Consider the following 21,847-nt stretch of genomic DNA (forward strand, 5'->3'; position numbering starts at 1 on the left):
ATGTTGCAAATAAACAACAGAAAAAAAGAAAAGAAGAGGACCATATGGAAATTGAACTTAAATATCTAATAGATAAAGATGAGATAATCGAGCAGATATTTCAAGATCCCTATTTGTCAAAGATTAAGGATAAAAATTCCGATGAAGAAATAGAAATGCATGCTGTTTACTTTGACACAGAGGACAGAAGGCTGTACCGCGAAGGGATGGCTTTCAGAGTTAGAAAAGAAGGCAACAAGCTGGTTGCAACATTGAAGTGGAACGGAACCAGTGAGGATGGTATGCATAAGAGGGAAGAAATCAACGTTCCTGTTGACGATGAAGAAAAACTCAAGATGCCGGATATTCATATCTTCGATCAGAGCGAGATGTGCCAGGTGCTCAGTCATGTCGTCGGCAAACGAAATCTGATTCCACTGATGGACATTTATTTCAAACGCAGACAGATGCGCCTCGACACGGGAAAATCTATCAGCGAGCTATCTGTGGACTTGGGTCAGATTGTCTGCAATGGAAAAGTTGCGCCTATATCTGAGATGGAAATAGAACTTTATTCCGGTGAGGAAGAAGATATGAAGGCTCTAGGCGACGATGTGGCAGAGAAATACGGTCTGATCGCCGAAAATACGAGCAAGTTTAAAAGAGGTCTCGATCTTATGTGATAAAAATGACTGCTTAAAAGCAGTCATTTTTGTTAAGATTTCCTTTACTTTAGGCGCCAAAAAAGGTATAATAATATGCATTCTATGTTCGGAATTGGCCAAGCGCCTACTTATTTGCTATAATTTTAGGAGGATATATATCAATGAAAACAACATTTGTTTCAAAAGAAAAGAATGATGTGAAATTTACTATGGATTTTACAGCTGAAGAATTTGACGCTGCAGTAGTAAAGGCATACCAGGCATCAAAGGATCAGTTTGTGATAGACGGTTTTAGAAAAGGAAAAGCCCCTAGAAGCATCATCGAAAAGCATTATGGAGAGGGCATTTTTTTTGAAGATGCTATCAATAATCTGTTTAAAGACGGCTACCCTGGGGCAATAAATGAATTAGACTTGGAAGTAATAGACAGCCCGGCAGCTGAATTCAGCGAAATCGGAAAAGGCAAGCCGATGACCATTACCATCACTGTTCCCGTATATCCTGTCGTCGAGGTAAAGGACTACTTTGGCGTAGAGGTTGAACAGGTAGAGGCAAAGGTGAAACCAGAGGACGTTGAGAAAGAAATTGAAGGGCTGCAGAAAAGAAACGCAAGAATGATCTTAGCTGACAGACCAGTTAAAGAAGGAGACACCGTTCTTCTCGACTACTCCGGCTTTGTGGGAGAAGAACAGTTCGAAGGCGGCACTGCGGAGAGACAGGAACTGAAGATCGGTTCAGGCATGTTCATTCCTGGCTTCGAAGAGCAGCTTGTCGGCGCTACGCCTGGCGAAAAGAAAGACGTAACCGTTACTTTCCCAGAAGAGTATCATTCAGAAGATCTGGCTGGCGAAGAAGCAGTATTCCACTGCTTGATTCATGAGGTCAAAGAAGAACAATTGCCGGAACTTGACGACGAATTCGCGAAAGATGTCAGCGAATATGACACTTTAGATGAATTAAAGAAGGAAACTGAGGCAAGACTACAGAAGTACGCTGATGAACAGTCCGTAAACGCTGCAAAAGACGCTGTCATCGAGAAAGTTTACCAGATCAACAAGACAGACGTTCCTAGAGTCATGGTAGAAGATGAAATCGACCGGATGGCTCAGGATCTCGACCACCAGTTGAGATACCAGGGATTATCTTTAGAACAGTACTTACAGTTTATGCAGAAGGACGCAAAAGAGTTCCGCGAAGAGCTGAGAGAGGACGCTACAAAGAAAGTATCCACCAGATTAGTTCTGATGTCCATCGTAGAAGCTGAAAAAGTCGACGTCACAGAGGAAGAACTGGAGACAGAGCTTGCCAACATGGCAGTCCAGTATAACATGGAAGCGGCCCAGGTTAAGGAAATGATCGGCGCTGACAACATGAAATTCTTTAAGAAGGACATTCAGCTGAAGAAAGTAATCGATATGCTCTATGATAAGGCAAAGGTTACGAAAGTAGAAAAGGCTGAAGAAGCTCCGGAAACAGAAGAAAAGTAAAGAAAATATTTAAGGGGGACATGAAGAATGGCTTTAGTACCATACGTGGTTGAACAGACCAGCAGAGGAGAAAGATCCTACGATATCTATTCGAGATTATTAAAGGATAGAATCATTTTTTTAAGCGAGGAGATCGACGACCATATCGCCAGCCTCGTGGTAGCTCAATTGCTATTCTTGGAAGCAGAAGACCCTGATAAAGATATCTGTATTTACATCAATAGCCCCGGCGGTTCTGTAACCGCCGGCATGGCTATTTACGATACGATGCAGTATATCAAGTGCGACGTATCTACAATCTGCGTCGGACTTGCAGCAAGCATGGGCGCATTCTTGCTGTCTTCGGGGAAAAAGGGGAAGAGATTTGCTTTGCCAAATGCGGAGGTGATGATCCATCAGCCTCTGGGCGGAGCAAAAGGCCAGGCCTCAGATATCAAAATTCACACTGATTGGATTTTGAAGACGAGAGAAACACTGAATAAGATTTTAAGTGAGAACACGGGGCAGGATATGGCCACCATCGAAAAAGATACTGACAGAGATAACTTCATGAGTGCAGAAGCAGCCTGCCAATATGGTTTGATCGACAAAGTTATCACATCTAAATAAAGGGGGATTTTTATGTCAGATAAATATGACGACAACAAACAATTGAGATGCTCTTTTTGCGGGAAACCACAGAGCCAGGTAAGGCGTTTGGTTGCAGGCCCTGGGGTATACATCTGTGACGAATGCGTAGAAATGTGCATGGACATCGTAGCAGATGCAATTAAAGAATCTGAAACGACGACAGAGAGCATCAAATACGACTTGCCAAAACCAAAAGAAATTCACGAGACACTGTCTGATTATGTTATCGGTCAAGACCCGGCTAAAAAAGCTCTGGCAGTTGCCGTATATAATCACTATAAAAGAATCAATGGGATTGGCGATAAAGACAAGGATGTTGATCTGCAGAAGAGCAACATCGTCATGATAGGACCGACTGGTTCTGGTAAGACACTTTTGGCGCAGACATTGGCCAAAATCCTTAACGTACCGTTTGCGATTGCCGATGCAACAGCTTTGACAGAAGCAGGCTACGTTGGTGAAGACGTTGAAAACATTCTGCTTCGTCTGGTACAGGCGGCAGATTACGATATAGAAAAAGCGCAGAAGGGCATCATCTATGTAGACGAAATCGATAAGATTGCCAGGAAATCTGACAATCCGTCAATTACAAGGGATGTCAGCGGTGAAGGCGTACAGCAGGCGCTTTTGAAAATTTTGGAAGGCACTGTTGCAAACGTACCGCCGCAGGGTGGAAGGAAACATCCTCATCAGGAATTTATCCAGTTTGATACCACAAATGTTCTGTTTATCTGTGGAGGCGCCTTTGACGGTCTGGATACCATCATCCAGAGAAGAATGGGCGAGCGTGTCATCGGGTTTAATTCTGAGTTCGTTTTAAACAAGAAGGACGAAGAAGATTTACTGAAGCACATTCAGCCGGAAGACCTGCTGAAATTTGGTTTGATTCCGGAGTTTATAGGCAGACTGCCTGTCATCGTAACCTTAGAGGAACTGACAGAAGAGACTCTGGTTCGAATTATGAAAGAGCCGAAAAATGCTTTGATCAAGCAGTATAAGAAGCTGTTCGCTCTGGACCATGTGGAACTGGAGATCGAAGAGGATGCGGTAAGCGCGATTGCTAAGAAAGCGATTGAGAGAAAGACCGGTGCAAGAGGTTTAAGGAGCATCTTTGAGAAGGCTATGACGGATATCATGTTTGAAATTCCCTCGAGAGAAGATGTACAGAAATGCATCGTAACCAAGGGAACCATAAACGAGGAAAAAGAGCCGACCTTGGTTCTTGGAGATGAGAAGAATAAGAATAGCGAGGCAGATGCCTCTTAACGAAGGCGGCTTATGTCGCCTTTCTTTGGAATATTACAGCCCGAAAATTAAAGATTTGGGCGTGGCCGTAGAGTGCTGCGGAGCATAGCTCCTGCACTCCTGACCGAGGACCTGCCGACGATTCCTCAGTGCTTGAGCACGTGGCAATCCACGGCTCATAAATTGGGGCCAGACCATTATACGACTAACGCCTAGCTGCTCGTGATCGCTTGCAGGGCGTTAAAGCATAAGGAGTTCCCAGCAATTTACGAAGTAAATTGGGGCAACTCCATTAGGAGGGTGAATGAATATGAGTGACGAAATCATGAGAGAGACCGAAGAACGAAATGAAGAACAAGAGGAGAGAAAAGATCTTTTTCCCTGCATTCCGCTCAGGGGTGTATCGATATTTCCGAACACTGTTGTTCATTTTGACATAGGAAGAGAGAAATCAATCCGCGCATTGGAAAAAGCTATGGCGACGGATAAATTGATGTTTGTATCGACCCAGAAAGAGGAGGGCGTTTTAATTCCGACATTTGAGGATATTTACGCCATCGGATGTATCGTCAAAATCAAACAGATGCTGAAGATTCAGGGTGATGCTGTAAGAGTTTTAGTTGAAGGCGTCTGCAGGGCAGAGGTCATCGAACGCATTACAGAAGAGAGCTATATGTCCTGCACAGTGAAAAAAATTGAAGAACATATCGACATGAACAGTCTGCCGGTTGAGGATAAAGCTGCAATGCGGATTTTGACGGAGAGCTTTATCGAGTATGCAGCGCTGACCGGACAGGTTACAGACGAAGTAGTAGATAAAGCGGTATCCAGCGAAATGCCGGCAGTGGTGGTTGACAAGATTACCAGTGAATTGATGATTTCCTGCAGCAAAAAACAGAAAGTGCTGGAAACCTTAGACTTTTCAGAGAGAATTCGGGTACTGACCGGGATTATCGCTGAGGAAAATGAAATCGCTGTCATAGAGAAAGAACTTTCCCAGAAGGTGAAAGAGAGCATCGACAATAACCAGAAGGAATATTTTCTCAGAGAAAAGATGAAGGCGATTCAAGAAGAATTAGGCGTCAACGAGGATGCCGGCATTGAAGCGGCGGACTGGCTAAAAGCCTTAGAAGAGCTTCATCTGGACGAGAAAGTAGAAGCGAAAATAAAGAAAGAAATCGACAAGTTTTCTAAGATGATGCCGTCCTCGGCAGAGGCTACTGTCATCAGAAACTATGTGGAGACCATTTTGGCCTTGCCTTGGAACGAATCCTCCAAGGTGAATGTCAACTTAAAGAAGGCAGAAAAAATCCTCAACGAGGATCACTATGGTCTCGATAAAGTGAAGGAAAGAGTACTGGAGTATCTAGCCGTAATTCACCTTTCCAAGGCCATTAAAGGACCGATTCTCTGTCTAGTAGGGCCTCCGGGTGTCGGCAAGACCTCCATCGCCAAATCCATTGCCAGAGCTTCTGGCAGGGAGTTCGTGAGGATGTCTCTCGGCGGCGTGCGCGATGAAGCAGAAATCAGAGGCCATAGAAGAACCTACATCGGGGCCATACCTGGCAGAGTAGTTTCCTGCATCAAAGATGCAGGCACGAACAATCCCGTATTCCTCTTTGACGAGGTGGATAAGATCGGAGCGGACTTCAAGGGCGATCCAGCTTCCGCATTATTAGAAGTCCTGGATCCAGAGCAAAACAACACCTTTACAGACCATTTCCTGGAGATTCCTTTTGATCTGTCCAAGGTGATGTTCATTACCACAGCCAATTCCACAGACACCATTCCCAGACCACTTCTCGACAGAATGGAAATCGTAGAGGTGCCGGGTTATACGGAAGAAGAGAAGGTGAAGATTTCTCAGCGATATCTGATACCAAAGAAGACCAAAGAGCACGGCCTCAAGAAAGAGAACATCAAAATCTCCGAAAAGGCTTTGCATGATTTGATCAATTACTATACGAGAGAATCAGGCGTGAGAAACTTGGAGAGAGAAATTGCAAATCTCTGCCGTAAGGTTGCGAGAAAAATTGTCACCAACAAAGCCAAGTCTTACACCATTACACCGGGAAATTTGGAAAAGTATTTGGGCAAAAAGAGATATCATTACGATATCGTAGAAGGTGAAAACCAGGTAGGCGTTACAACCGGACTAGCCTGGACAATTGTAGGCGGTGATACGCTGCAGATTGAAACGACGGCCGTAGCAGGCAGCGGCAAATTGGTATTGACGGGACAACTGGGCGACGTGATGCAGGAATCTGCTAAGGCGGGCATCAGCTATATCAGATCCGTAGCAGACAAGCTGAATATTGAAGAAGACTTCTATAAAAAATACGACCTTCACGTCCACATTCCAGAAGGAGCTGTTCCAAAAGACGGGCCTTCGGCTGGCGTGACTATGTGTACAGCGGTCATCTCCACTTTGACCAATACGCCGGTGAGAAGAGATGTAGCTATGACCGGAGAAATAACCCTGCGTGGCAAAGTTCTGCCAGTAGGCGGCATCAGAGAAAAGGTACTTGCCGCCCATAGAGCAGGTATTAAAAAAGTGCTTCTGCCGAGAGAAAATGAGCGGGACATCAGCGAAATTCCAAACGCAGTCAGAAAACAATTGGAATTCGTTTTGATCGACGATGTCAGCAAGGCATTGGAAGAAGCAATGGTAAAGTAAGTAGGTAAAAAATGAGAATTATAAAATCAGATCTGGATACCGTCGGTGTGAAACCCAGCCAATATCCTCCTGACACCCTGCCAGAAATCGCATTTGCGGGGAGATCAAACGTTGGTAAATCCTCGCTGCTGAATCTTCTGACCGGAAGAAAAAAATTAGCCAGAGTCAGCGGAAGTCCGGGCAAAACCAGGACCATCAATTTCTATCTGATCAACGATTCTTTTAGAATCGTCGATTTGCCCGGATATGGTTATGCTAAAGTTTCCAAGTCGGTGACAGAGAACTGGGGCGATATGATGGAAACTTATTTTGACAATAGAAAAGGGCTGCGGAAGGTAGTTCAGCTGGTGGATGTGAGACACAAGCCGACTGCACAGGACATGCAGATGTATGAATATCTGCGGCATTACGGGCTGGACGGTATCGTAGTTGCAACAAAAGCAGATAAGGTTTCCAAAAGTGAACTGAGCAAGAACATTTCGATGATTCGAAAGACTTTGGGGCTATCAGCAGAAGACAAGGTGATTCCCATATCCGCCTTGAAAAAGACGGGATACGATCAATTGCTTTTGGAGATCGAGAAGATCTTGGAGGAATAAATGCAGTTTATCAGTTTTAGAGTGATATTGAAACGAATCAAAGCGGTGCCTTTCTTTTTGAAAGACAAGACGGTGCCACTGCGGAAAAAAATTCTGGTAGTTTTTGGTATCGTGTATTTATTCCTGCCTATCGATCTGATACCGCCGATTTTATTCCCATTCGGATTTATAGATGATTTAATTTTATGGATTTATATCCTTTGGCATTTAAAAGATGAACTAGATTCGTACTGGGACGGCGAAAAAGCAGAGGACCTTTCAAAAAAATTTCGTGGCAAAAATATCGTTGAAGGTGTAGAATTTGATGTAGAAGACGATAATGATGATAAGAAGGATAAGGAGTAAGTGATGGCAAACAACGATGTGGTAGGTAAAATCTTATTGACCCAGGATCAAATCTGGCAGAAAGCCAAAGAAATGGGCGCACAGATCTCAGCCGACTATGAGGGAGAAGAATTAATTCTCATAGGCACTCTCAAGGGAGCCATCATGTGGATGGCTGATATCATGAAAAACCTGTGTCTCGATACCCAGATTGATTTTATCTCAGCCAGCAGTTACGGCAGCGGAACCACCAGTTCAGGCAGAGTCAAAATAAAAAAAGACATCGAACTTGATATAACTGGCAAAAACGTTTTGATTATAGAGGATATCATCGATACTGGAAACACGCTGAAATATCTGAGAGACTATTTTCTAAGTCAAGATCCGAAGAGTGTGAGGATCTGTACCCTTCTGGATAAACCGTCCAGAAGAACGGCAGACGTCAGGGCTGACTACATAGGATTTACCGTAGATGATCTGTTCATCATCGGCTATGGTCTCGATTTTGACCAAAAATACAGAAATCTCCCATATATCAGCTATTTGGACAACTAAAGACGTTTATTATTTTTTAAGCAAAGGAGATATATTTAAATGAGTTACAAAGTTAACATTGGATTGTCAAACAAGCACGTGCATCTGAGTCAGGCAGATTTGGAGAAGCTTTTCGGAGAAGGTTATGAATTAACGCCTTCAAAACCGTTGGTTCAGCCTGGACAGTTTGCGGCTGAAGAGAAGGTCGATATCGTTGGGCCTAAGAAGACTTTGGCAGGAATCAGAGTGTTAGGACCAGTTCGTCCAGAAACACAGGTGGAGCTTGCACTGACAGATGCTAGAACCATCGGCATCAAAGCGCCAGTAAGAGAATCTGGAAAACTGGAAGGCACGCCAGGATGTAAGCTGGTAGGACCATGTGGAGAAATTGAAATCGACCACGGTGTAATTGCGGCGCTGAGACACGTTCACTTGAATGACGACCAGGCTAAAGAAGCTGGTGTAAAAGACGGCGATTGGGTGAGCATCAAAATCGAAGGCGAGAGGGGATTAGTCTTTGATAATGTTCTCGTAAGAGCTGGTGTAAAACACGAGAAAGAAGTACATCTTGATACTGATGAAGGAAATGCGGCTGGCTGCGGTCCTGATACAGTATGTGAAATCATTAAATAAAACAAAGGGCAACGGGAGGATAGGCTGCACGCGGCCTATCCTCTTGTCATACTATGTGGGTAGGAGTCAAAATGCATAAGTTTAATTATTTTTGTTCAATCGTGCTGGTAGTTACATTACCGCTGATGATAGTTATTTTAACTTCCAATCTGATCTTAAGAGTGTCAGAAACTTATACGTATCATTTTAATGACAGCCAGGTGATGGATGAAGTACCGTACAGTGTTACGGGGTCCGAGATGGGCAAGGAAATCGCCTCTTACTGGTCATCCTTCAGTTCTAAGGACTTTCAAGTTTACGAGGACAACGGCATCTATAAGGACAAGATTTTTCAAAATGATGAACAACAAGTGATGAGAAAGACAAAGAACATTCTTAATATTGAATTGGCGGCAGGACTTCTCTGTCTTGCAATATCCTTAGCAATCTATATTTATTTACTGCGCAGCGGTTTCAGAGATGCGCTCCGAAACCGTTATCGAGTGGGGGCGGGGCTGACCTTGGGTCTTTTGATAGCACAGGCGGCATGTTGGATGTCAAAAGGCTTTCGGCTGCAAGCGTATCATACCTTGATCGGCATTAAGCTTCATAAAGACTCTACGACTTTGGCACTCGTATTGGGGGACCCATTCTACAAAACTTATGTACTGTTTGCATCAGTCTTTGGGGTAGCGCTGTTAGCAGTGCTGACTTATGTAAACTACAGCCTGACAAAACCGAGCAGAATATTTTATTAGAGGAGGCGCGTGAAACTATGGTGTACGTTTTTTTAGCAAATGGATTTGAAGAGATAGAAGCCCTGACAGTGGTGGATCTGTTGAGACGGGCCGATATTCAGGTAAAGACGGTTTCCGTCATGGAAGACCGTCTCGTGTACGGCTCGAAAGGAATCGGCGTAGAGGCAGATATCCTGTTTAAGGCGGGAAATTATGACTGCTGTCAGATGCTGATTCTTCCTGGCGGCATGCCTGGAACGACCAATCTGTGCAATCACAAAGACTTGAATGAAGAATTGAAGGTCTTTTATGGAAAAGGAAAACCGATCGCTGCGATCTGTGCAGCGCCGATGGTCTTGGGAAAAGCCGGTCTTCTGGCTGGTCATAGGGCGACCATCTATACAGGGATGGAAGAGGAACTGATCGGCGCCCAGCCAGTCGACGCCAATGTTGTAATCTCTGAGAATATCATTACATCAAAAGGACCGGGAACTGCTATGGATTTCGGTCTGACCATTATTGAATATATCAAGGGTACGCAGAAGGCTGAAGAGATTGCAGCAGAATTGCTCTATTCGGCTCAACGAACGGAAGGTGCCTTGTAAGGGAGAAAAGAGGTTTTATGAGTTATAAAGTGGATTACCATATGCATTCCTATTACTCTGACGGAACGATGAAACCGACCGATCTGGTGAGGATGTACAAGGAAAAGGATTACGACATGATTTCCTTGACCGACCACGACGGGGTCGACGGCATTGCAGAAGCGATGATTGCCGGAGAGGCTCTGCAGATCAAAGTGATTCCGGGCATTGAATTTTCAACCGGTTATGATTTTGATGGACGGGAACTGGAACTGCATGTGCTGGGTTACTATATTGATATTGAAAACGAGGCTTTAAAAGCGAGGCTTACTGAAATCCGCAAAGACCGGGAAGTGCGCAACGAGAAACTGCTCGCCCATCTCAATAACCTGGGTTACGAGCTGACTTATGAGGACTTGCTGCAGAGACGAGGTCAGACTTATGTGGGCAAGCCTAATTTTGCCAGAGCCATCGCCAGGAAAGGCTACGAAATTGAAAACCTCTGGGAAGTGTTGGATACAGTCAAGAAGGATAAGATTTCTACTTTCGAGGCTATAGAATTGATCAGGGAGGCAGGCGGCATGTCCGTTCTGGCGCATCCCATGAAGACAAAGAACCTGGCCGAGCTTCGCAGCGACGTATTCTGGGAGGCGCTGGAACAGATTCTCCGTGACCTGAAAAAGCATGGGCTGAAAGGGCTGGAATGCTATCATCCTTCGGCAACAAAGGAGGACTCTTTGCTGCTGGTGGAATTGGCAGGAAAATATCACCTGCATATCACGGAAGGATCGGATTTTCATGGGGAATAACAGCGCTCTGAACCGGATGAAACGCTGCGGTAATGGAGTGGAAACCTATGGATAAAAAAATACTAGTCAATCAAAGTATAGATTACATTATGCAGCACCTAGATGAGCAGCTATCCGTCGATGCCATATCTGCTCATTTTTTCATATCTAAATATCATTTCAGCCGAATATTCAAGGAAGAAACTGGTGAAAGTATCTATTCGTTTATTAAACGCTGTAAGGTTGATCAGAGTGCTATAGATATAAAACTGAATCCGACGAAAGCGATTACGGACATCGGGTTAGATTACGGATATAGCTCCTCCAACTACAGTTCTTTATTTAGAAAGCACCATGATACTTCTCCCACTCTGTTTAAGCAGTCAATCCCAACTGATCGGATGGCTATTCCCTTTACCCCCGGGCAAGTTGCTCATTTTAAGACTGCAGAGGAATACGGCGCTCAAATTGAAATACAAGAGTTTCATGACTTATTTGTGATATATGAACGATTTATTGGCAATTATGTGGATATTGAAAAACACTGGTATCGATTTCTGGATAAATACGAAACAGTTTTTAATGAGAAGACGATTCTAGTAGAGCGTTTTTTTCATGACCCGTCTATTACAGATCTCTCACAATGTATCTGCGATATTTGTATGACGGCAGGTGAAGATTGTAAATTGGATAATGTAATGTGGATCAGAGGTGGCAAATGGCTTGTATATCATTTTGATGGAGAGATCAAAGATATTTTTGCAGCATTACAAGGAGTCTTTAGCTTATGGTTGCCCCAAAGCGGTTACAATATGGCTGAACGATATGGACTGAATATATATCGCCAAATCGACAGAGAGAATCATCACGTTGTTATGGATTTATGTATCCCCGTTTCATAAAAGCAAGAATTCAGAAGTCAAGAGGACGACTTTTTTTCTATAATTAGAAGTACTTAAAAATACTGTGATGGAAAGGAGGTCGTTTTCTAATACTTAATGAATTAGTGAAGGATACGGAGGAAAAGATGTTTGATATCAGAAAAATTCAAGAGAAGATTATTTATGAATCTGTGAAAGCTGAAAGCGATGCGGAGGTAGCCGATGAAGTGGTCTTTGGCAAGAATCCGGCGGAAAATGAAGAAAATGATTGTAATTGGGTAACCTCTGCAATGCAGCGATTGGAAAGCAAATTTGAATTGGAGGACATAAAGAGAATACGAATGAACTGCCAATGCGGTTACGGAATGGACGAGAAATTGACACTAGTTAAGGAACTGATGGCAGCTGCAATAAATATAGAGGAATTTGCAAAGGCAGAGAAAGCGAAAGATGCGGGGCTTTTCTGCAAAGATGGTGAACTTTTTTTACAATTTCAATTTTGTCCTTGCCCTATGCTTGCGGAAGTGGAAAAATTAGAGACGAATACATGGTGTCAGTGTACCACTGGTTACAGCAAAGTTCTTTTTGAAAGAGCGTTTGCTTGTGATGTTGATGTGGAATTACTGAAAAGTATAAAGATGGGCGATAATGTATGCCTTATGAAAATAACGCTTCATGATCCTATTTGGCAATAAAATATGTTCTGAAAAGCTTATGACTTCATCCCGTATGTGATTTTTTTTCATGCGGGATTTTCGTATGCATCGAAGGAAGCACATTAATCATTGCCGCTCTTGTGGCGGTATAAGTGCATAGAAATCTTTGATTTCATCATTTCCACGTTTTTTATTTGTAAACCCTGCCATAAAGTATTATAATTATAAGTAATTGAAGATACCCTGAAGGAGAAGAGGAGAAAAAATGGTGGTAGATTTCATGAAAAAACCCATTGCTGCGGCAATCAGAACAGAGAGAGACTTTAGTACCGCATTAAAATCAGATGTGGACATGGTCTTTTTACTGCATTCCAATATTATGACGGTCAATCAGTGCATCAAAGAGATACACAGCGCAGGGAAAAAGGCCTTTATCCATGTGGATTTTGCCGAAGGGATTGGAAAAGATCGGTTTGGACTGGAATTCCTGTCCAAACAGGGCGCCGACGGCGTTTTGACGACTAGAACCAACATCATCAAGGCTGCGAAGGAATTCAATCTCATTACGGTACAGCGATTCTTTATGATTGATTCCCATTCGGTAGGAACGTCCATCGAATCGATCAAAATATCAAAGCCGGATATCATTGAGATTATGCCGGGCATCATTACGAAGAAAATCAAAGAGTTTTCGGAAAAAGTTGATATGCCGATTATTGCTGGCGGCATTGTGGAGACCATCGAGGAGGTGAGAGCCGCTTTAGCAGCCGGCGCCACGGTTGTTTCCACAGGAGAAGCACAGCTTTGGAATATCACAGTATAGTGGAGGAAGTATGAAGATTAAATTTTGTGGTGCGTCATCAGGCGTTACCGGATCATGCCATTTATTAACTACTGGAAATCACAAGGTATTACTTGACTGCGGCCAGTTTCAGGGCGGCAAAGCACAGGAAGCGCTGAATTTTGAACCTTTTCCTTTCGAACCTTCAGAAATTGAATGCGTCATACTGAGCCACGCACACATCGATCACTGCGGCAGACTGCCCCTTCTCGTAAAGCGAGGCTTTACTGGGAAAATCTATTGCACTGATGCCACAGGAGATCTGCTGGACGTCATGCTCAAGGACAGCGGATTCATACACGAAAAGGATGCAGAATGGAAAAGCAAAAGAGCAGCCAGAGCCGGCAAACCGCCGGTAGAACCGCTTTATACATATAAGGACGCTTGTGAAGCCTTAAAATACGTTGAACCGATTCTCTACGATCAGCAGATTCAGATTAACGACGATATGAAAATCGTATTTAACGATGCGGGTCACATTCTCGGCTCCGCCATTACCGAACTGTGGGTAAAAGAAGACGACAAGGAATCAAAGATTGTTTTTTCAGGCGATTTGGGTATGGTCAACCGACCGATTCTCAGAGACCCGACCATCATCAAAAAGGCTGATTATGTCATCATGGAGACCACCTATGGCAACAGGAATCACCCGCAAAATGCCACCAGCATCAAACAGCTGCTTGACATCGTCCTAAAGACCACTCGCCGCGGCGGCACGGTGGTCATTCCATCCTTTGCCGTGGGAAGAACTCAGGAGTTGATTTTTGAATTCAACAAGTTCTATGAGGAGCACAGCGACTACAAGGACGAACTGGATAAGCTGATGGTCTATGTTGACAGTCCTATGGCGACGACGGCAACGGAAGTGTTCAGGAAGAACGCCCAGGTCTTTGACGAAGAAACGAGAGATTATATCCTCAGAGGTGACAACCCTCTGGACTTTAAGAATCTCAGATTCACCAGAAGTACGGCAGAATCACAGGCTCTGAACTTTGACAAGAGCCCGAAGATTATTATTTCGGCCAGCGGCATGTGCGAAGCGGGAAGAATCCGCCACCATCTGAAACACAATCTTTGGGACGCCAGATCCAGTGTGATTTTCGTCGGTTATCAGGCAGAAGGCACTTTGGGAAAAATTCTGGTAGAGGGAACGAAGGATGTCACTTTATTTGGCGAAGAGGTTCACGTTAACGCTGAGATTTACAATTTGGAAGGCTTTTCCGGCCATGCGGATCAGAATGGACTATTTGCATGGATTGCTGGATTCAGACAGAAACCAAAACAGGTATTCCTGGTTCATGGCGAAGAGCAGTCGAAGATCGACTTTGGCAAGCTGATTCATGACAAGCTGGCTTATGAACCAGTGGTAGTCTTAGGAAACTCCGAATACGAACTGGATATGAACACCGCGACCATACTCAACAAGGAACAGGCTGAAGCGGACGCGATTTCAGACGAAGAAATTCACGATGTAAGAAGCAAAATTTCGGGTATTCACAACGACATTGAGAATATCCTCTACAATGCAGATTTGGTCATGGGCAGAAATATATCACCTGAAAAGCTAATCCGCATCAACAATATTGTACAGGAACTGGAAAAGGCGACCATCAATCTGGGATCGACTGTAACGGAAGAGGATCGCAGTTCAGTGCAGGTATAAAATATGGAAAAGAACGTAATTATTATAGGCATTGCCGGCGGTACTGGATCGGGTAAAAGTACGATGATCGAGAGGATTGAAAAACAATTCAGCAGTCAGATCACCATTTTGAGCCATGATTTTTACTACAAGGCACACAATCAGATGACTTACGATGAGCGATGCAAATTGAACTATGACCATCCGGATGCCTTTGACACTGATTTGATGATTGAGCATATCAAAAAGCTGAAGCAGTGGCAAAGCATTGCGCGTCCGGTATACGACTTTACCATCCATAATCGGGTGGAGGAGACGGTGACGGTTTACCCTGCCAAAGTGATCGTGGTAGAAGGCATTTTAATCTTCGAGAATAAAGAACTTTTGGATCTCTTTGATATCAAAGTCTTCATCGACACCGACGCCGATGTGAGAATCATCAGGCGAATCATGAGAGACGTACAGGAAAGAGGCAGAACTCTGCAGTCGGTTGTCAACCAGTATCTGACCACCGTCAAACTGATGCATGAGCAGTTTGTAGAGCCGAGTAAGAAAAACGCGGATATTATCGTACCAGAAGGCGGCTATAACCTAGTCGCCCTCGATATGCTCAATCAAAGAATTCATGCGCTGCTGCACGATGAAGATGAAATTGGAGGATTAACGAGATGAATGATTTAAAACTTGCCCTGCTGGGTTTTGGCAATGCGGGACAGGCTTTTGCGAAGATGCTTTGTGAAAAGCAAGCGGAAATCAGGCAGGTCTACGGCCGCGGTGTCATCGTAACGGCCATCGCTACCCACTCAAAAGGTACGATTGTCGATGCTGCGGGGATTGATCTAGTCAAAGCCTGCAAGGATGTCACCGAAACAGGAAAGTTTGCAGCGGATACAAGAGGCCTCTGCGGACTGACTACCTTTGCAGTCATCGAGCAGGCGGATTACGACGCGATCTGTGAACTGACGCCGCTGGAGATTTTTACAGGACAGCCTGCCATCGACCACATCAAAGCGGCTTTTGGCCGCGGTAAGCATGTAATCAGCGCCAACAAAGGCCCTATTGCATGGGCTTATGATGAGCTTTCAGCGGCTGCTGCTGCAAAGGATCTGCTGTTCTTCTATGAAACCACTGTGATGGATGGTACGCCGATTTTTAATCTGGTTGAGCACACGCTCAAGTTCTGCAAAATTACAGAGGTTTCCGGTATTCTCAACAGCACGACCAACTACATTTTAGAGGAACTGGCGGCTGGCAAGGAATACGATACGGTTATAGAAGCGGGGAAAAAGCTGGGGTTCATCGAGGCAAATCCCGCTATGGACATTGAAGGTTACGATGCGGCGGCAAAGGTGACTGCGTTGCTCAACGTTTTGATGAAAGCGGGCATTACACCAGATGATGTTGACCGAACTGGCATCGAAAATATTACCCTGGAGGACATTCAGGCGGCTGCAGCCAAGGGAAAGGTAATTAAGCTTCTATGTAAGGGGCGTTTGACAGACGGAAAGGTAGAAGCTTCTGTAAAACCTGTCGAGGTGGATCAAAGCGATATGCTGGCTTCTGTGGACAGTACCACTTCCATCGTATCTATTACCACTGATCTCATGGGGAAACTCTCTGTCATAGAGCATGCGCCAGAGATTGAACAGACTGCCTACGGCATCTTCGGTGACGTGATCCGAATAATGGAGTTGGCCCCAACTTCTGAGTCGTAGATTGCCACGTGCTAAAGCACTGCAATCTTGACAGGGGACCTACCATACATTTGTTGCACAAATGTGGTTAGGTCTCCCAAGAAATTGATGGGCAGTCCTTATGCTTTTACGCCCCGACTTTTGGCGGAATGGCGTAAGTCGTATAATGGAGCTAATAAATTAGAAAAGGACGTTAATACGATATGAAAGAAAGAATAACCGATAAAAAGTGGTTTGTTTACGCATTGGTACCGCTCTGTGCGCTGTGCTGGGGATTCTCCTATCTTGGAATTACAGTAACCCTGAAGAGTCTTGAGCCGATTCAGCTCCTGGCCATGCGCTGGACAGTATCAGCGCTGATTTTTTTACTTTTAGCGGCATGCAGGGTCATAAAGATTCAATACAAGGGAAAGGACATCAAACTGGTCTTGACTGTTGGTATTTTACAGCCTTGTATTTATTCCATCTTCGAGACTGTCGGCGTCAAACTGACTACGACCTCAGAATCGTCCATCTTTATTGCGACGATTCCTTTGATGGTTCTGATTATCGGATCTGTAATATTGCATAAGAAAAACAGCAGGAGAACGATTCTCGCCATTATCATGGCCTTTGCCGGCGTGGTTATCTGCGTTGCCTTTTCCCCGAACTTTTCAATTGGAGGAAAGGGTCTGGGCTATTTGATTCTGTTCTGCGCCGTGCTGACAGGCGCGTTCTACACTTACTCCAGCAGTAAAGCGGCAGAACAATTTGACGCCGTCGAAGTCACCTTCAGCATTTCTGTCATGGGAGGCATTTTCTTTAACTGCGTCAGCTTTGCTATGGGTTATGGGCTCAGCGGCTATAGGGCCTGTCTGACAGATATAAAACTGCTGATCGGCGTGCTGTTCTTAGGTATCTGCTGTTCCTGCCTTTGCTACCTGATTTTTAACTTCGTGTTGGGCAAATTGCCGACGGCCATCGGTACCAACCTGGTTACGAACTCTACTACTGCGGTAGGCGTCATATCAGGCTGTGTCTTTGCTGGGGACCCCTTTGGCTGGTATACGGTTGCAGGCGTCGCCCTGACCATCACAGGCGTTTGTCTTTCCTCTTTGGGAAACAAAGAGTTGACGGAGCCTGCTGCAGAAGCAGATGCAGGGCCAATGGCTGAGATTGCGGAAGGAAAATAAGTCTTACGAGATAACAGAGGTCTGACAAGGCCTCTTTTTCTTTGTTCATTTGTTGGGTGTACTGCTCAAAAAGGATTTGACATTATATGTAAAATATGATAAAAATTAGATAGAGGTTTCGGAAAGAGGAAGTTATGGCTAGAGAATGGCAACAGACCAAATTTAAAGAATACGTGATGCCAGATCCAGTATATTATCAGAGTCTTTGGGCTGTCAGGGACTTAGAGAGAATGGAGGTGCGATTAGAGGAACTGAAAAGAGAGAAGAAGGCCTGCAGCAGCAGTCTGATCTGTGAAGGCAAGCACACATCGCTGGTGAGCAGGCCCACAGAAAACCACGCTTTAGAAATGGCCATTTTAGAGGATCGAATCAAGGCGATTAGAGAAGCGCTTACCATTGTACCCGAGAGCTATCGGACCTTTGTCTTGAGCAATATCATTTTTAAGACTTCAGGAAAAGGATATCCTAATAAGCTATGGCGGGTATGGAAACAGCGGTTTTTATATCAAGTCGCAAAGAATCTATCTATTATGTAGAATCTGTTTGTGGAAAATAATTACTTAAATACAAATAAATGTATTGAAAGAGGAAGAAAAGTGTGGTAATATGATATTGAGAATAAATGGAAGTAAATGGGAAGAGACTGCGGCTGCAGTCTCTTTTTTCGTTGATTCTCTAATGATAAAGAAAGGAGGAATATGAATAGAGCGAGAATTTTAAGGCAGGGCGCAGGAGGGATTTTTCTGTTGACTTTTATGGCAGTCTTCACATTTGCCGATTACACGTACGAGGACCAACCGTATGTATCCCAAATGGCAAGCGTCAGCGAGTCAGAGGACACGCTAGAGCAGGAGCCATCTATTGAACCCCCTGATGACGGAGAAAAAGAAGTTGCGCAAGCGGTTTTAGTGGGAACGGTATCTCACACAGAGGAGTGGGAAAATAATCGAAACTCGTTTAATGTTTACTGCAGAGACAGCGGGGAGGAACAGTGGCTGAGAGCGTCCGATGTCTATTGGTCTGGAGAGAAATTCTGCCTATCGGCTGTGGTGTCAGGAAAAAAACAGCCATCAATGATCAAAGTAAGGATTGAGGACAGTCCATATGAAACCACTCTTCGCAGAAAAAGAGGAATATGGGAAGGCGCACTCTTTGACAACTCCATGATAAACAGATGGGGCAGAGACGGAAAAGAGAGTCTGCAGTTTGTTTTTTCCGCCGTCATAGACGGCAATCACTGCGAGGACATGCAGCAGGTAACCGTAGACGATCTGCACAAATACTGGTTGATGCATAGAAAGGAATAACTGTGGAGAAGGGAAAGAAAATCATTGGAATCGTCTTAATTCTAGTCAGTATTGCAGCACTGTTCACCTGGGAAAAGTGGGGAAAGAACAGATTTCTGTATGAAGATGTATTGGCGTTTTCACAGAATGTAGAAAAAGGAACTGTAATTACAGAGGATATGATCAGCACCGTAAAGATGGATATCGGTGAGGAAGATCAACTAAAAAGTGCGGATAAGAAAAGTATTATTGGCCGCGAAGCAGCCTTTTTTATCCACAAAGGAGCACCGCTGTTCAGAGAATACTTCGTCGAAGAAGGCTTGACTGCAGATGAAAAACGGGATCGCTACATCTTATCCATTCCAGCAGACTGGCTGCTGTCTGCACCAAAGACTATGACTCGCGGCGACAGGGCGTATTTCTACTCTAATGGCAAGTTTGTAACTTCCGCAATACTCTCATATGCGGAGGAAGAGGGGAAATCCTATGAGGTTGTGGTTTCCGCCAGCCAGGCTGAAACGCTTTCTAAGATTGCCAGCCGCGGAGATGAAATCGTCATAACTTATACGACAAACGCAGCAGAAGCAGTCGGCGTATCATAAGCATGAGGCGTCGCCCCGAGTTCTCTCTGATCTTGGGGTGACGCCATTAGGAGGAGAAATGAAAAAAATAATTGGATTCTTTGGCGGAGACAGCCAAGTCGGCACGACGATGATTTCTCAATCAATTGCCGAATGTCTCAAAACCTGCGGTAAGCAGGTGCTTTTGATTAAAGGAAGCGGTAAGTACGGAGAGGAATTTATGAACGGAGACGGCAGATACTCTCTCGATGATATCAAGGCTAATATTATCAGCGGAAAAGTATCTTATGAAGATATGGAACAGGTGATAATAGAATCCAAGGGTCTCTTTGTCATATCTTCAGTAAGAAATCCTTTTACATCCAAATACTATCCGGAGAACACCTACGAAGTCATGCTGGCTTCTGTGGCTGACGAGTTCGACTATATCGTCATCGATGCGGGAAACGATGCAAATCTGGGTCTCATGATATCTGCACTGAATGTATCGGATAGCCGCTATTTTGTTACAACCCAGCAGTCAAAGGCGATTCACCGTCTGATTCAGATGAAGAAAAATATTACACAACCCCTCGGCCTGGACGGTCATTTAATTATCAACAAATATATGAAAGATCCAGCGTTATTCTTAAAACGGGATATTGAAAGCCTCTGTGAAATACAAAACGCATCCATGGTACCGTATTTGGAATATGGCTGGCAGATGGAAATGGAGGGGAGAACACTGATGCACTTTCACAAATTTGCAAAATCCATAGAACAAATCGTAGCGGATTTTGAAGAGACCCCCAAGAAGGAAAAGACATGGAAAAAGAGTTTTGCTTAGAGGATTATCTCAATAAGGCCCTTTCTAAAGAAGAGGCAGCGGAGTCTTCGTACATTGATCAGTTTTATGCGGTCTGCCAAGTCGTAGAAGCAGAGTTTGATAAAGAGTGGAATGAAACCAATGACGAATCTAAGAACCGAAAGCTAGAAAGGGAAAAGCGGGCGATCATGGGGTTTGAGGAGGAAACCAGATTTTATAAGGAAAAGATAAAAGAGATCCTTATAGACAAGAAGCTGTCAGATCGGTGGCATCCTGACTGGTATCCCAATCTCTGTGAAGGTGTATTTGCTGAGCTATATGGTCTTGCAGGCCTTGCACCCTGGGCATACGATATGGAAGAAAAGTATCGAGCGTCGTCCTCTGCTAAACTGATTGGAGACCGGCTTTACTGTTTAATTGACGGCAGGTCACAGCTTCAGCCTCAGAGAATTTCTGCACGCCGCAGACAACAACTGAAGAGGACGTTGCTATTGGCAACACCTTACGAACGACTAGAGTACGGATTTCATGAAGTTTACCTTCACAATGGAATCCGCATTACCATCTATTCTGGCGAAAGGACCAAGGACGGGCAGGACGTTATGGTTTTTCGAAAATACGTATTGGAGGATTTGACCTTTGCGAATTTAGCAGAGAAAGGCACGATACCGGAAGAGGCGATCGCATTGTTTCTCAAGATGATTGCCATCGGCTTCAACGTTATTTTTGCTGGACAGGTTCGCTCTGGAAAGACGACATTCATGCAGATCTGGCAGAGAAATGAAGATCCAACCCTTGAGGGATTGGCTATTGCCACAGACCCGGAGACGCCCTGGCACAGAATCATGCCGGAGGCGCCAATTATGCAGCTGGTCGCTGATGGGTCGCAGTTAGAGAGTATTACAAAATCTCTTCTGAGAGGGGACAACGATTACGTTCTCTTAGAAGAGATGAGGGATGCGGCAGCTTTCAGCCTGGCTCTCGATATCACTTCGACAGGCACTACCAGGAGCAAAGCGACCATTCACGACAACGACGGCCTGAATATACCTTACAAGATGGCCTCTAAAATCAGAGAACGATTTGGCGGTCATACAAAAGAGTTAATTGCACAGGTCTTTAAGAATTTTGATTACGTCATAGAGCTAAGTCAAATGCCGGAGGACAAAGGGAAAAAAGTCATGAAAGGCATCTTAGAATACTCCTATGATATGGAAAACGACAGAGTTCTGGTGAGAAGGCTCTGCAGTTACGATTTTATGCAGAGGCAGTGGTATTGGAATGGCGGCAGCTGCACAGCAAAGATAAAGAAGTATCCGGAACAGAAAGAAGAGATTGAGGAAATGGCGGACATGCTCCATGACTTGTCTTTGAAGCACTGCTTAAGAGAGCAGACGATGATCCACCCCGCTTATTATAAGGAGTAAA

At 44.4% G+C, this 21,847-nt stretch carries 24 protein-coding genes; all 24 read left to right on the plus strand.

All coding sequences use genetic code 11. From position 1 onward, the window contains the following. Positions 1 to 44 precede the first annotated feature (44 nt). The 24 genes from BN6539_RS16250 (at position 45) to BN6539_RS16365 (ending at position 21,846) form a co-directional block, all read left to right on the plus strand. Positions 45 to 662 carry a CYTH domain-containing protein gene (locus BN6539_RS16250; RefSeq protein WP_067540938.1) on the plus strand — a complete coding sequence of 206 codons (618 nt, stop codon included), beginning with the start codon at positions 45 to 47 and terminating at the stop codon, positions 660 to 662. Positions 663 to 805: 143 nt separating this feature from the next. Continuing rightward, positions 806 to 2,131 carry a trigger factor gene (gene tig, locus BN6539_RS16255; protein WP_067540942.1) on the plus strand — a complete coding sequence of 442 codons (1,326 nt, stop codon included), beginning with the start codon at positions 806 to 808 and terminating at the stop codon, positions 2,129 to 2,131. 27 nt (positions 2,132 to 2,158) lie between these two features. Further along, positions 2,159 to 2,740 (plus strand): ATP-dependent Clp endopeptidase proteolytic subunit ClpP, encoded by a 582-nt coding sequence (gene clpP, locus BN6539_RS16260; protein ID WP_067540944.1) that lies wholly within the window; start codon positions 2,159 to 2,161, stop codon positions 2,738 to 2,740. Positions 2,741 to 2,752: 12 nt separating this feature from the next. After that, the gene (gene clpX / locus BN6539_RS16265; protein ID WP_067540946.1) at positions 2,753 to 4,027 is read left to right on the plus strand and encodes an ATP-dependent Clp protease ATP-binding subunit ClpX; all 1,275 of its coding nucleotides are present in this window, start codon (positions 2,753 to 2,755) and stop codon (positions 4,025 to 4,027) included. A 304-nt stretch (positions 4,028 to 4,331) separates the two neighbouring features. Continuing rightward, positions 4,332 to 6,683, plus strand: coding sequence for an endopeptidase La (lon, locus tag BN6539_RS16270; protein WP_067543459.1), 2,352 nt, complete (start codon positions 4,332 to 4,334; stop codon positions 6,681 to 6,683). Positions 6,684 to 6,694: 11 nt separating this feature from the next. Further along, on the plus strand, positions 6,695 to 7,282 hold the full coding sequence (gene yihA, locus BN6539_RS16275) for a ribosome biogenesis GTP-binding protein YihA/YsxC (protein WP_067540948.1): 588 nt from the start codon (positions 6,695 to 6,697) through the stop codon (positions 7,280 to 7,282). Continuing rightward, a complete protein-coding gene (locus tag BN6539_RS16280) occupies positions 7,283 to 7,627 on the plus strand; it encodes a YkvA family protein (RefSeq protein ID WP_067540949.1) in 345 nt (114 codons plus the stop codon). Positions 7,628 to 7,630: 3 nt separating this feature from the next. Next, positions 7,631 to 8,161, plus strand: a complete 531-nt coding sequence (gene hpt / locus BN6539_RS16285; RefSeq protein WP_067540952.1) for a hypoxanthine phosphoribosyltransferase — start codon at positions 7,631 to 7,633, stop codon at positions 8,159 to 8,161. Between the two features lie 39 nt (positions 8,162 to 8,200). Continuing rightward, a complete protein-coding gene (locus tag BN6539_RS16290) occupies positions 8,201 to 8,773 on the plus strand; it encodes a PduL/EutD family phosphate acyltransferase (RefSeq protein WP_067540954.1) in 573 nt (190 codons plus the stop codon). A gap of 71 nt (positions 8,774 to 8,844) precedes the next feature. Further along, the gene (locus BN6539_RS16295) at positions 8,845 to 9,510 is read left to right on the plus strand and encodes a lipoprotein intramolecular transacylase Lit (RefSeq protein ID WP_067540956.1); all 666 of its coding nucleotides are present in this window, start codon (positions 8,845 to 8,847) and stop codon (positions 9,508 to 9,510) included. A 17-nt stretch (positions 9,511 to 9,527) separates the two neighbouring features. Further along, positions 9,528 to 10,094, plus strand: coding sequence for a DJ-1 family glyoxalase III (locus tag BN6539_RS16300; RefSeq protein WP_067540958.1), 567 nt, complete (start codon positions 9,528 to 9,530; stop codon positions 10,092 to 10,094). Positions 10,095 to 10,111: 17 nt separating this feature from the next. Beyond that, the gene (locus BN6539_RS16305; protein WP_067540960.1) at positions 10,112 to 10,882 is read left to right on the plus strand and encodes a PHP domain-containing protein; all 771 of its coding nucleotides are present in this window, start codon (positions 10,112 to 10,114) and stop codon (positions 10,880 to 10,882) included. A gap of 47 nt (positions 10,883 to 10,929) precedes the next feature. Continuing rightward, entirely contained in the window at positions 10,930 to 11,763 is an 834-nt protein-coding gene (locus BN6539_RS16310; protein ID WP_067540963.1) for an AraC family transcriptional regulator, read from the plus strand. A 125-nt stretch (positions 11,764 to 11,888) separates the two neighbouring features. Then, entirely contained in the window at positions 11,889 to 12,437 is a 549-nt protein-coding gene (locus BN6539_RS16315; protein ID WP_067543462.1) for a DUF6144 family protein, read from the plus strand. Positions 12,438 to 12,663: 226 nt separating this feature from the next. Then, on the plus strand, positions 12,664 to 13,221 hold the full coding sequence (locus BN6539_RS16320) for a glycerol-3-phosphate responsive antiterminator (protein ID WP_067540966.1): 558 nt from the start codon (positions 12,664 to 12,666) through the stop codon (positions 13,219 to 13,221). Between the two features lie 10 nt (positions 13,222 to 13,231). After that, positions 13,232 to 14,902, plus strand: a complete 1,671-nt coding sequence (locus BN6539_RS16325) for an MBL fold metallo-hydrolase RNA specificity domain-containing protein (protein WP_067540968.1) — start codon at positions 13,232 to 13,234, stop codon at positions 14,900 to 14,902. Between the two features lie 3 nt (positions 14,903 to 14,905). Then, complete coding sequence (gene udk, locus BN6539_RS16330) at positions 14,906 to 15,553, plus strand: uridine kinase (RefSeq protein WP_067540970.1); 648 nt, start codon at positions 14,906 to 14,908, stop codon at positions 15,551 to 15,553. Beyond that, positions 15,550 to 16,596 (plus strand): hypothetical protein, encoded by a 1,047-nt coding sequence (locus tag BN6539_RS16335; RefSeq protein ID WP_067540972.1) that lies wholly within the window; start codon positions 15,550 to 15,552, stop codon positions 16,594 to 16,596. The genes udk and BN6539_RS16335 overlap by 4 nt, the downstream gene beginning before the upstream one ends. Positions 16,597 to 16,778: 182 nt before the next feature. Further along, complete coding sequence (locus BN6539_RS16340; RefSeq protein ID WP_067540974.1) at positions 16,779 to 17,747, plus strand: DMT family transporter; 969 nt, start codon at positions 16,779 to 16,781, stop codon at positions 17,745 to 17,747. Between the two features lie 134 nt (positions 17,748 to 17,881). Beyond that, on the plus strand, positions 17,882 to 18,283 hold the full coding sequence (locus tag BN6539_RS16345; protein ID WP_067540976.1) for a hypothetical protein: 402 nt from the start codon (positions 17,882 to 17,884) through the stop codon (positions 18,281 to 18,283). 162 nt (positions 18,284 to 18,445) lie between these two features. Next, on the plus strand, positions 18,446 to 19,054 hold the full coding sequence (locus tag BN6539_RS16350; RefSeq protein WP_067540978.1) for a hypothetical protein: 609 nt from the start codon (positions 18,446 to 18,448) through the stop codon (positions 19,052 to 19,054). A gap of 2 nt (positions 19,055 to 19,056) precedes the next feature. Beyond that, complete coding sequence (locus BN6539_RS16355; RefSeq protein WP_067540980.1) at positions 19,057 to 19,635, plus strand: SAF domain-containing protein; 579 nt, start codon at positions 19,057 to 19,059, stop codon at positions 19,633 to 19,635. 58 nt (positions 19,636 to 19,693) lie between these two features. Further along, on the plus strand, positions 19,694 to 20,440 hold the full coding sequence (locus tag BN6539_RS16360; protein WP_067540982.1) for an AAA family ATPase: 747 nt from the start codon (positions 19,694 to 19,696) through the stop codon (positions 20,438 to 20,440). Beyond that, the gene (locus BN6539_RS16365; RefSeq protein ID WP_067540984.1) at positions 20,419 to 21,846 is read left to right on the plus strand and encodes a P-loop NTPase family protein; all 1,428 of its coding nucleotides are present in this window, start codon (positions 20,419 to 20,421) and stop codon (positions 21,844 to 21,846) included. Before BN6539_RS16360 ends, BN6539_RS16365 begins: the two co-directional genes overlap by 22 nt. Position 21,847: the final 1 nt, after the last annotated feature.

Origin of the sequence: Emergencia timonensis (genome assembly GCF_900086585.1) — a bacterium.
GTDB lineage: Bacteria > Bacillota > Clostridia > Peptostreptococcales > Anaerovoracaceae > Senimuribacter > Senimuribacter timonensis.

Coding starts and splice junctions, on each gene's coding strand:
- BN6539_RS16325 (WP_067540968.1), top strand. CDS start 13,232: ATGAAGATTAAATTTTGTGGTGCGTCATCAGGCGTTACCGGATCATGC.
- BN6539_RS16280 (WP_067540949.1), top strand. CDS start 7,283: ATGCAGTTTATCAGTTTTAGAGTGATATTGAAACGAATCAAAGCGGTG.
- BN6539_RS16335 (WP_067540972.1), top strand. CDS start 15,550: ATGAATGATTTAAAACTTGCCCTGCTGGGTTTTGGCAATGCGGGACAG.
- hpt (WP_067540952.1), top strand. CDS start 7,631: ATGGCAAACAACGATGTGGTAGGTAAAATCTTATTGACCCAGGATCAA.
- clpX (WP_067540946.1), top strand. CDS start 2,753: ATGTCAGATAAATATGACGACAACAAACAATTGAGATGCTCTTTTTGC.
- BN6539_RS16300 (WP_067540958.1), top strand. CDS start 9,528: ATGGTGTACGTTTTTTTAGCAAATGGATTTGAAGAGATAGAAGCCCTG.
- BN6539_RS16365 (WP_067540984.1), top strand. CDS start 20,419: ATGGAAAAAGAGTTTTGCTTAGAGGATTATCTCAATAAGGCCCTTTCT.
- udk (WP_067540970.1), top strand. CDS start 14,906: ATGGAAAAGAACGTAATTATTATAGGCATTGCCGGCGGTACTGGATCG.
- BN6539_RS16345 (WP_067540976.1), top strand. CDS start 17,882: ATGGCTAGAGAATGGCAACAGACCAAATTTAAAGAATACGTGATGCCA.
- BN6539_RS16360 (WP_067540982.1), top strand. CDS start 19,694: ATGAAAAAAATAATTGGATTCTTTGGCGGAGACAGCCAAGTCGGCACG.
- BN6539_RS16305 (WP_067540960.1), top strand. CDS start 10,112: ATGAGTTATAAAGTGGATTACCATATGCATTCCTATTACTCTGACGGA.
- BN6539_RS16320 (WP_067540966.1), top strand. CDS start 12,664: ATGGTGGTAGATTTCATGAAAAAACCCATTGCTGCGGCAATCAGAACA.
- tig (WP_067540942.1), top strand. CDS start 806: ATGAAAACAACATTTGTTTCAAAAGAAAAGAATGATGTGAAATTTACT.
- BN6539_RS16315 (WP_067543462.1), top strand. CDS start 11,889: ATGTTTGATATCAGAAAAATTCAAGAGAAGATTATTTATGAATCTGTG.
- BN6539_RS16290 (WP_067540954.1), top strand. CDS start 8,201: ATGAGTTACAAAGTTAACATTGGATTGTCAAACAAGCACGTGCATCTG.
- yihA (WP_067540948.1), top strand. CDS start 6,695: ATGAGAATTATAAAATCAGATCTGGATACCGTCGGTGTGAAACCCAGC.
- lon (WP_067543459.1), top strand. CDS start 4,332: ATGAGAGAGACCGAAGAACGAAATGAAGAACAAGAGGAGAGAAAAGAT.
- BN6539_RS16295 (WP_067540956.1), top strand. CDS start 8,845: ATGCATAAGTTTAATTATTTTTGTTCAATCGTGCTGGTAGTTACATTA.
- BN6539_RS16350 (WP_067540978.1), top strand. CDS start 18,446: ATGAATAGAGCGAGAATTTTAAGGCAGGGCGCAGGAGGGATTTTTCTG.
- BN6539_RS16340 (WP_067540974.1), top strand. CDS start 16,779: ATGAAAGAAAGAATAACCGATAAAAAGTGGTTTGTTTACGCATTGGTA.
- BN6539_RS16250 (WP_067540938.1), top strand. CDS start 45: ATGGAAATTGAACTTAAATATCTAATAGATAAAGATGAGATAATCGAG.
- clpP (WP_067540944.1), top strand. CDS start 2,159: ATGGCTTTAGTACCATACGTGGTTGAACAGACCAGCAGAGGAGAAAGA.
- BN6539_RS16310 (WP_067540963.1), top strand. CDS start 10,930: ATGGATAAAAAAATACTAGTCAATCAAAGTATAGATTACATTATGCAG.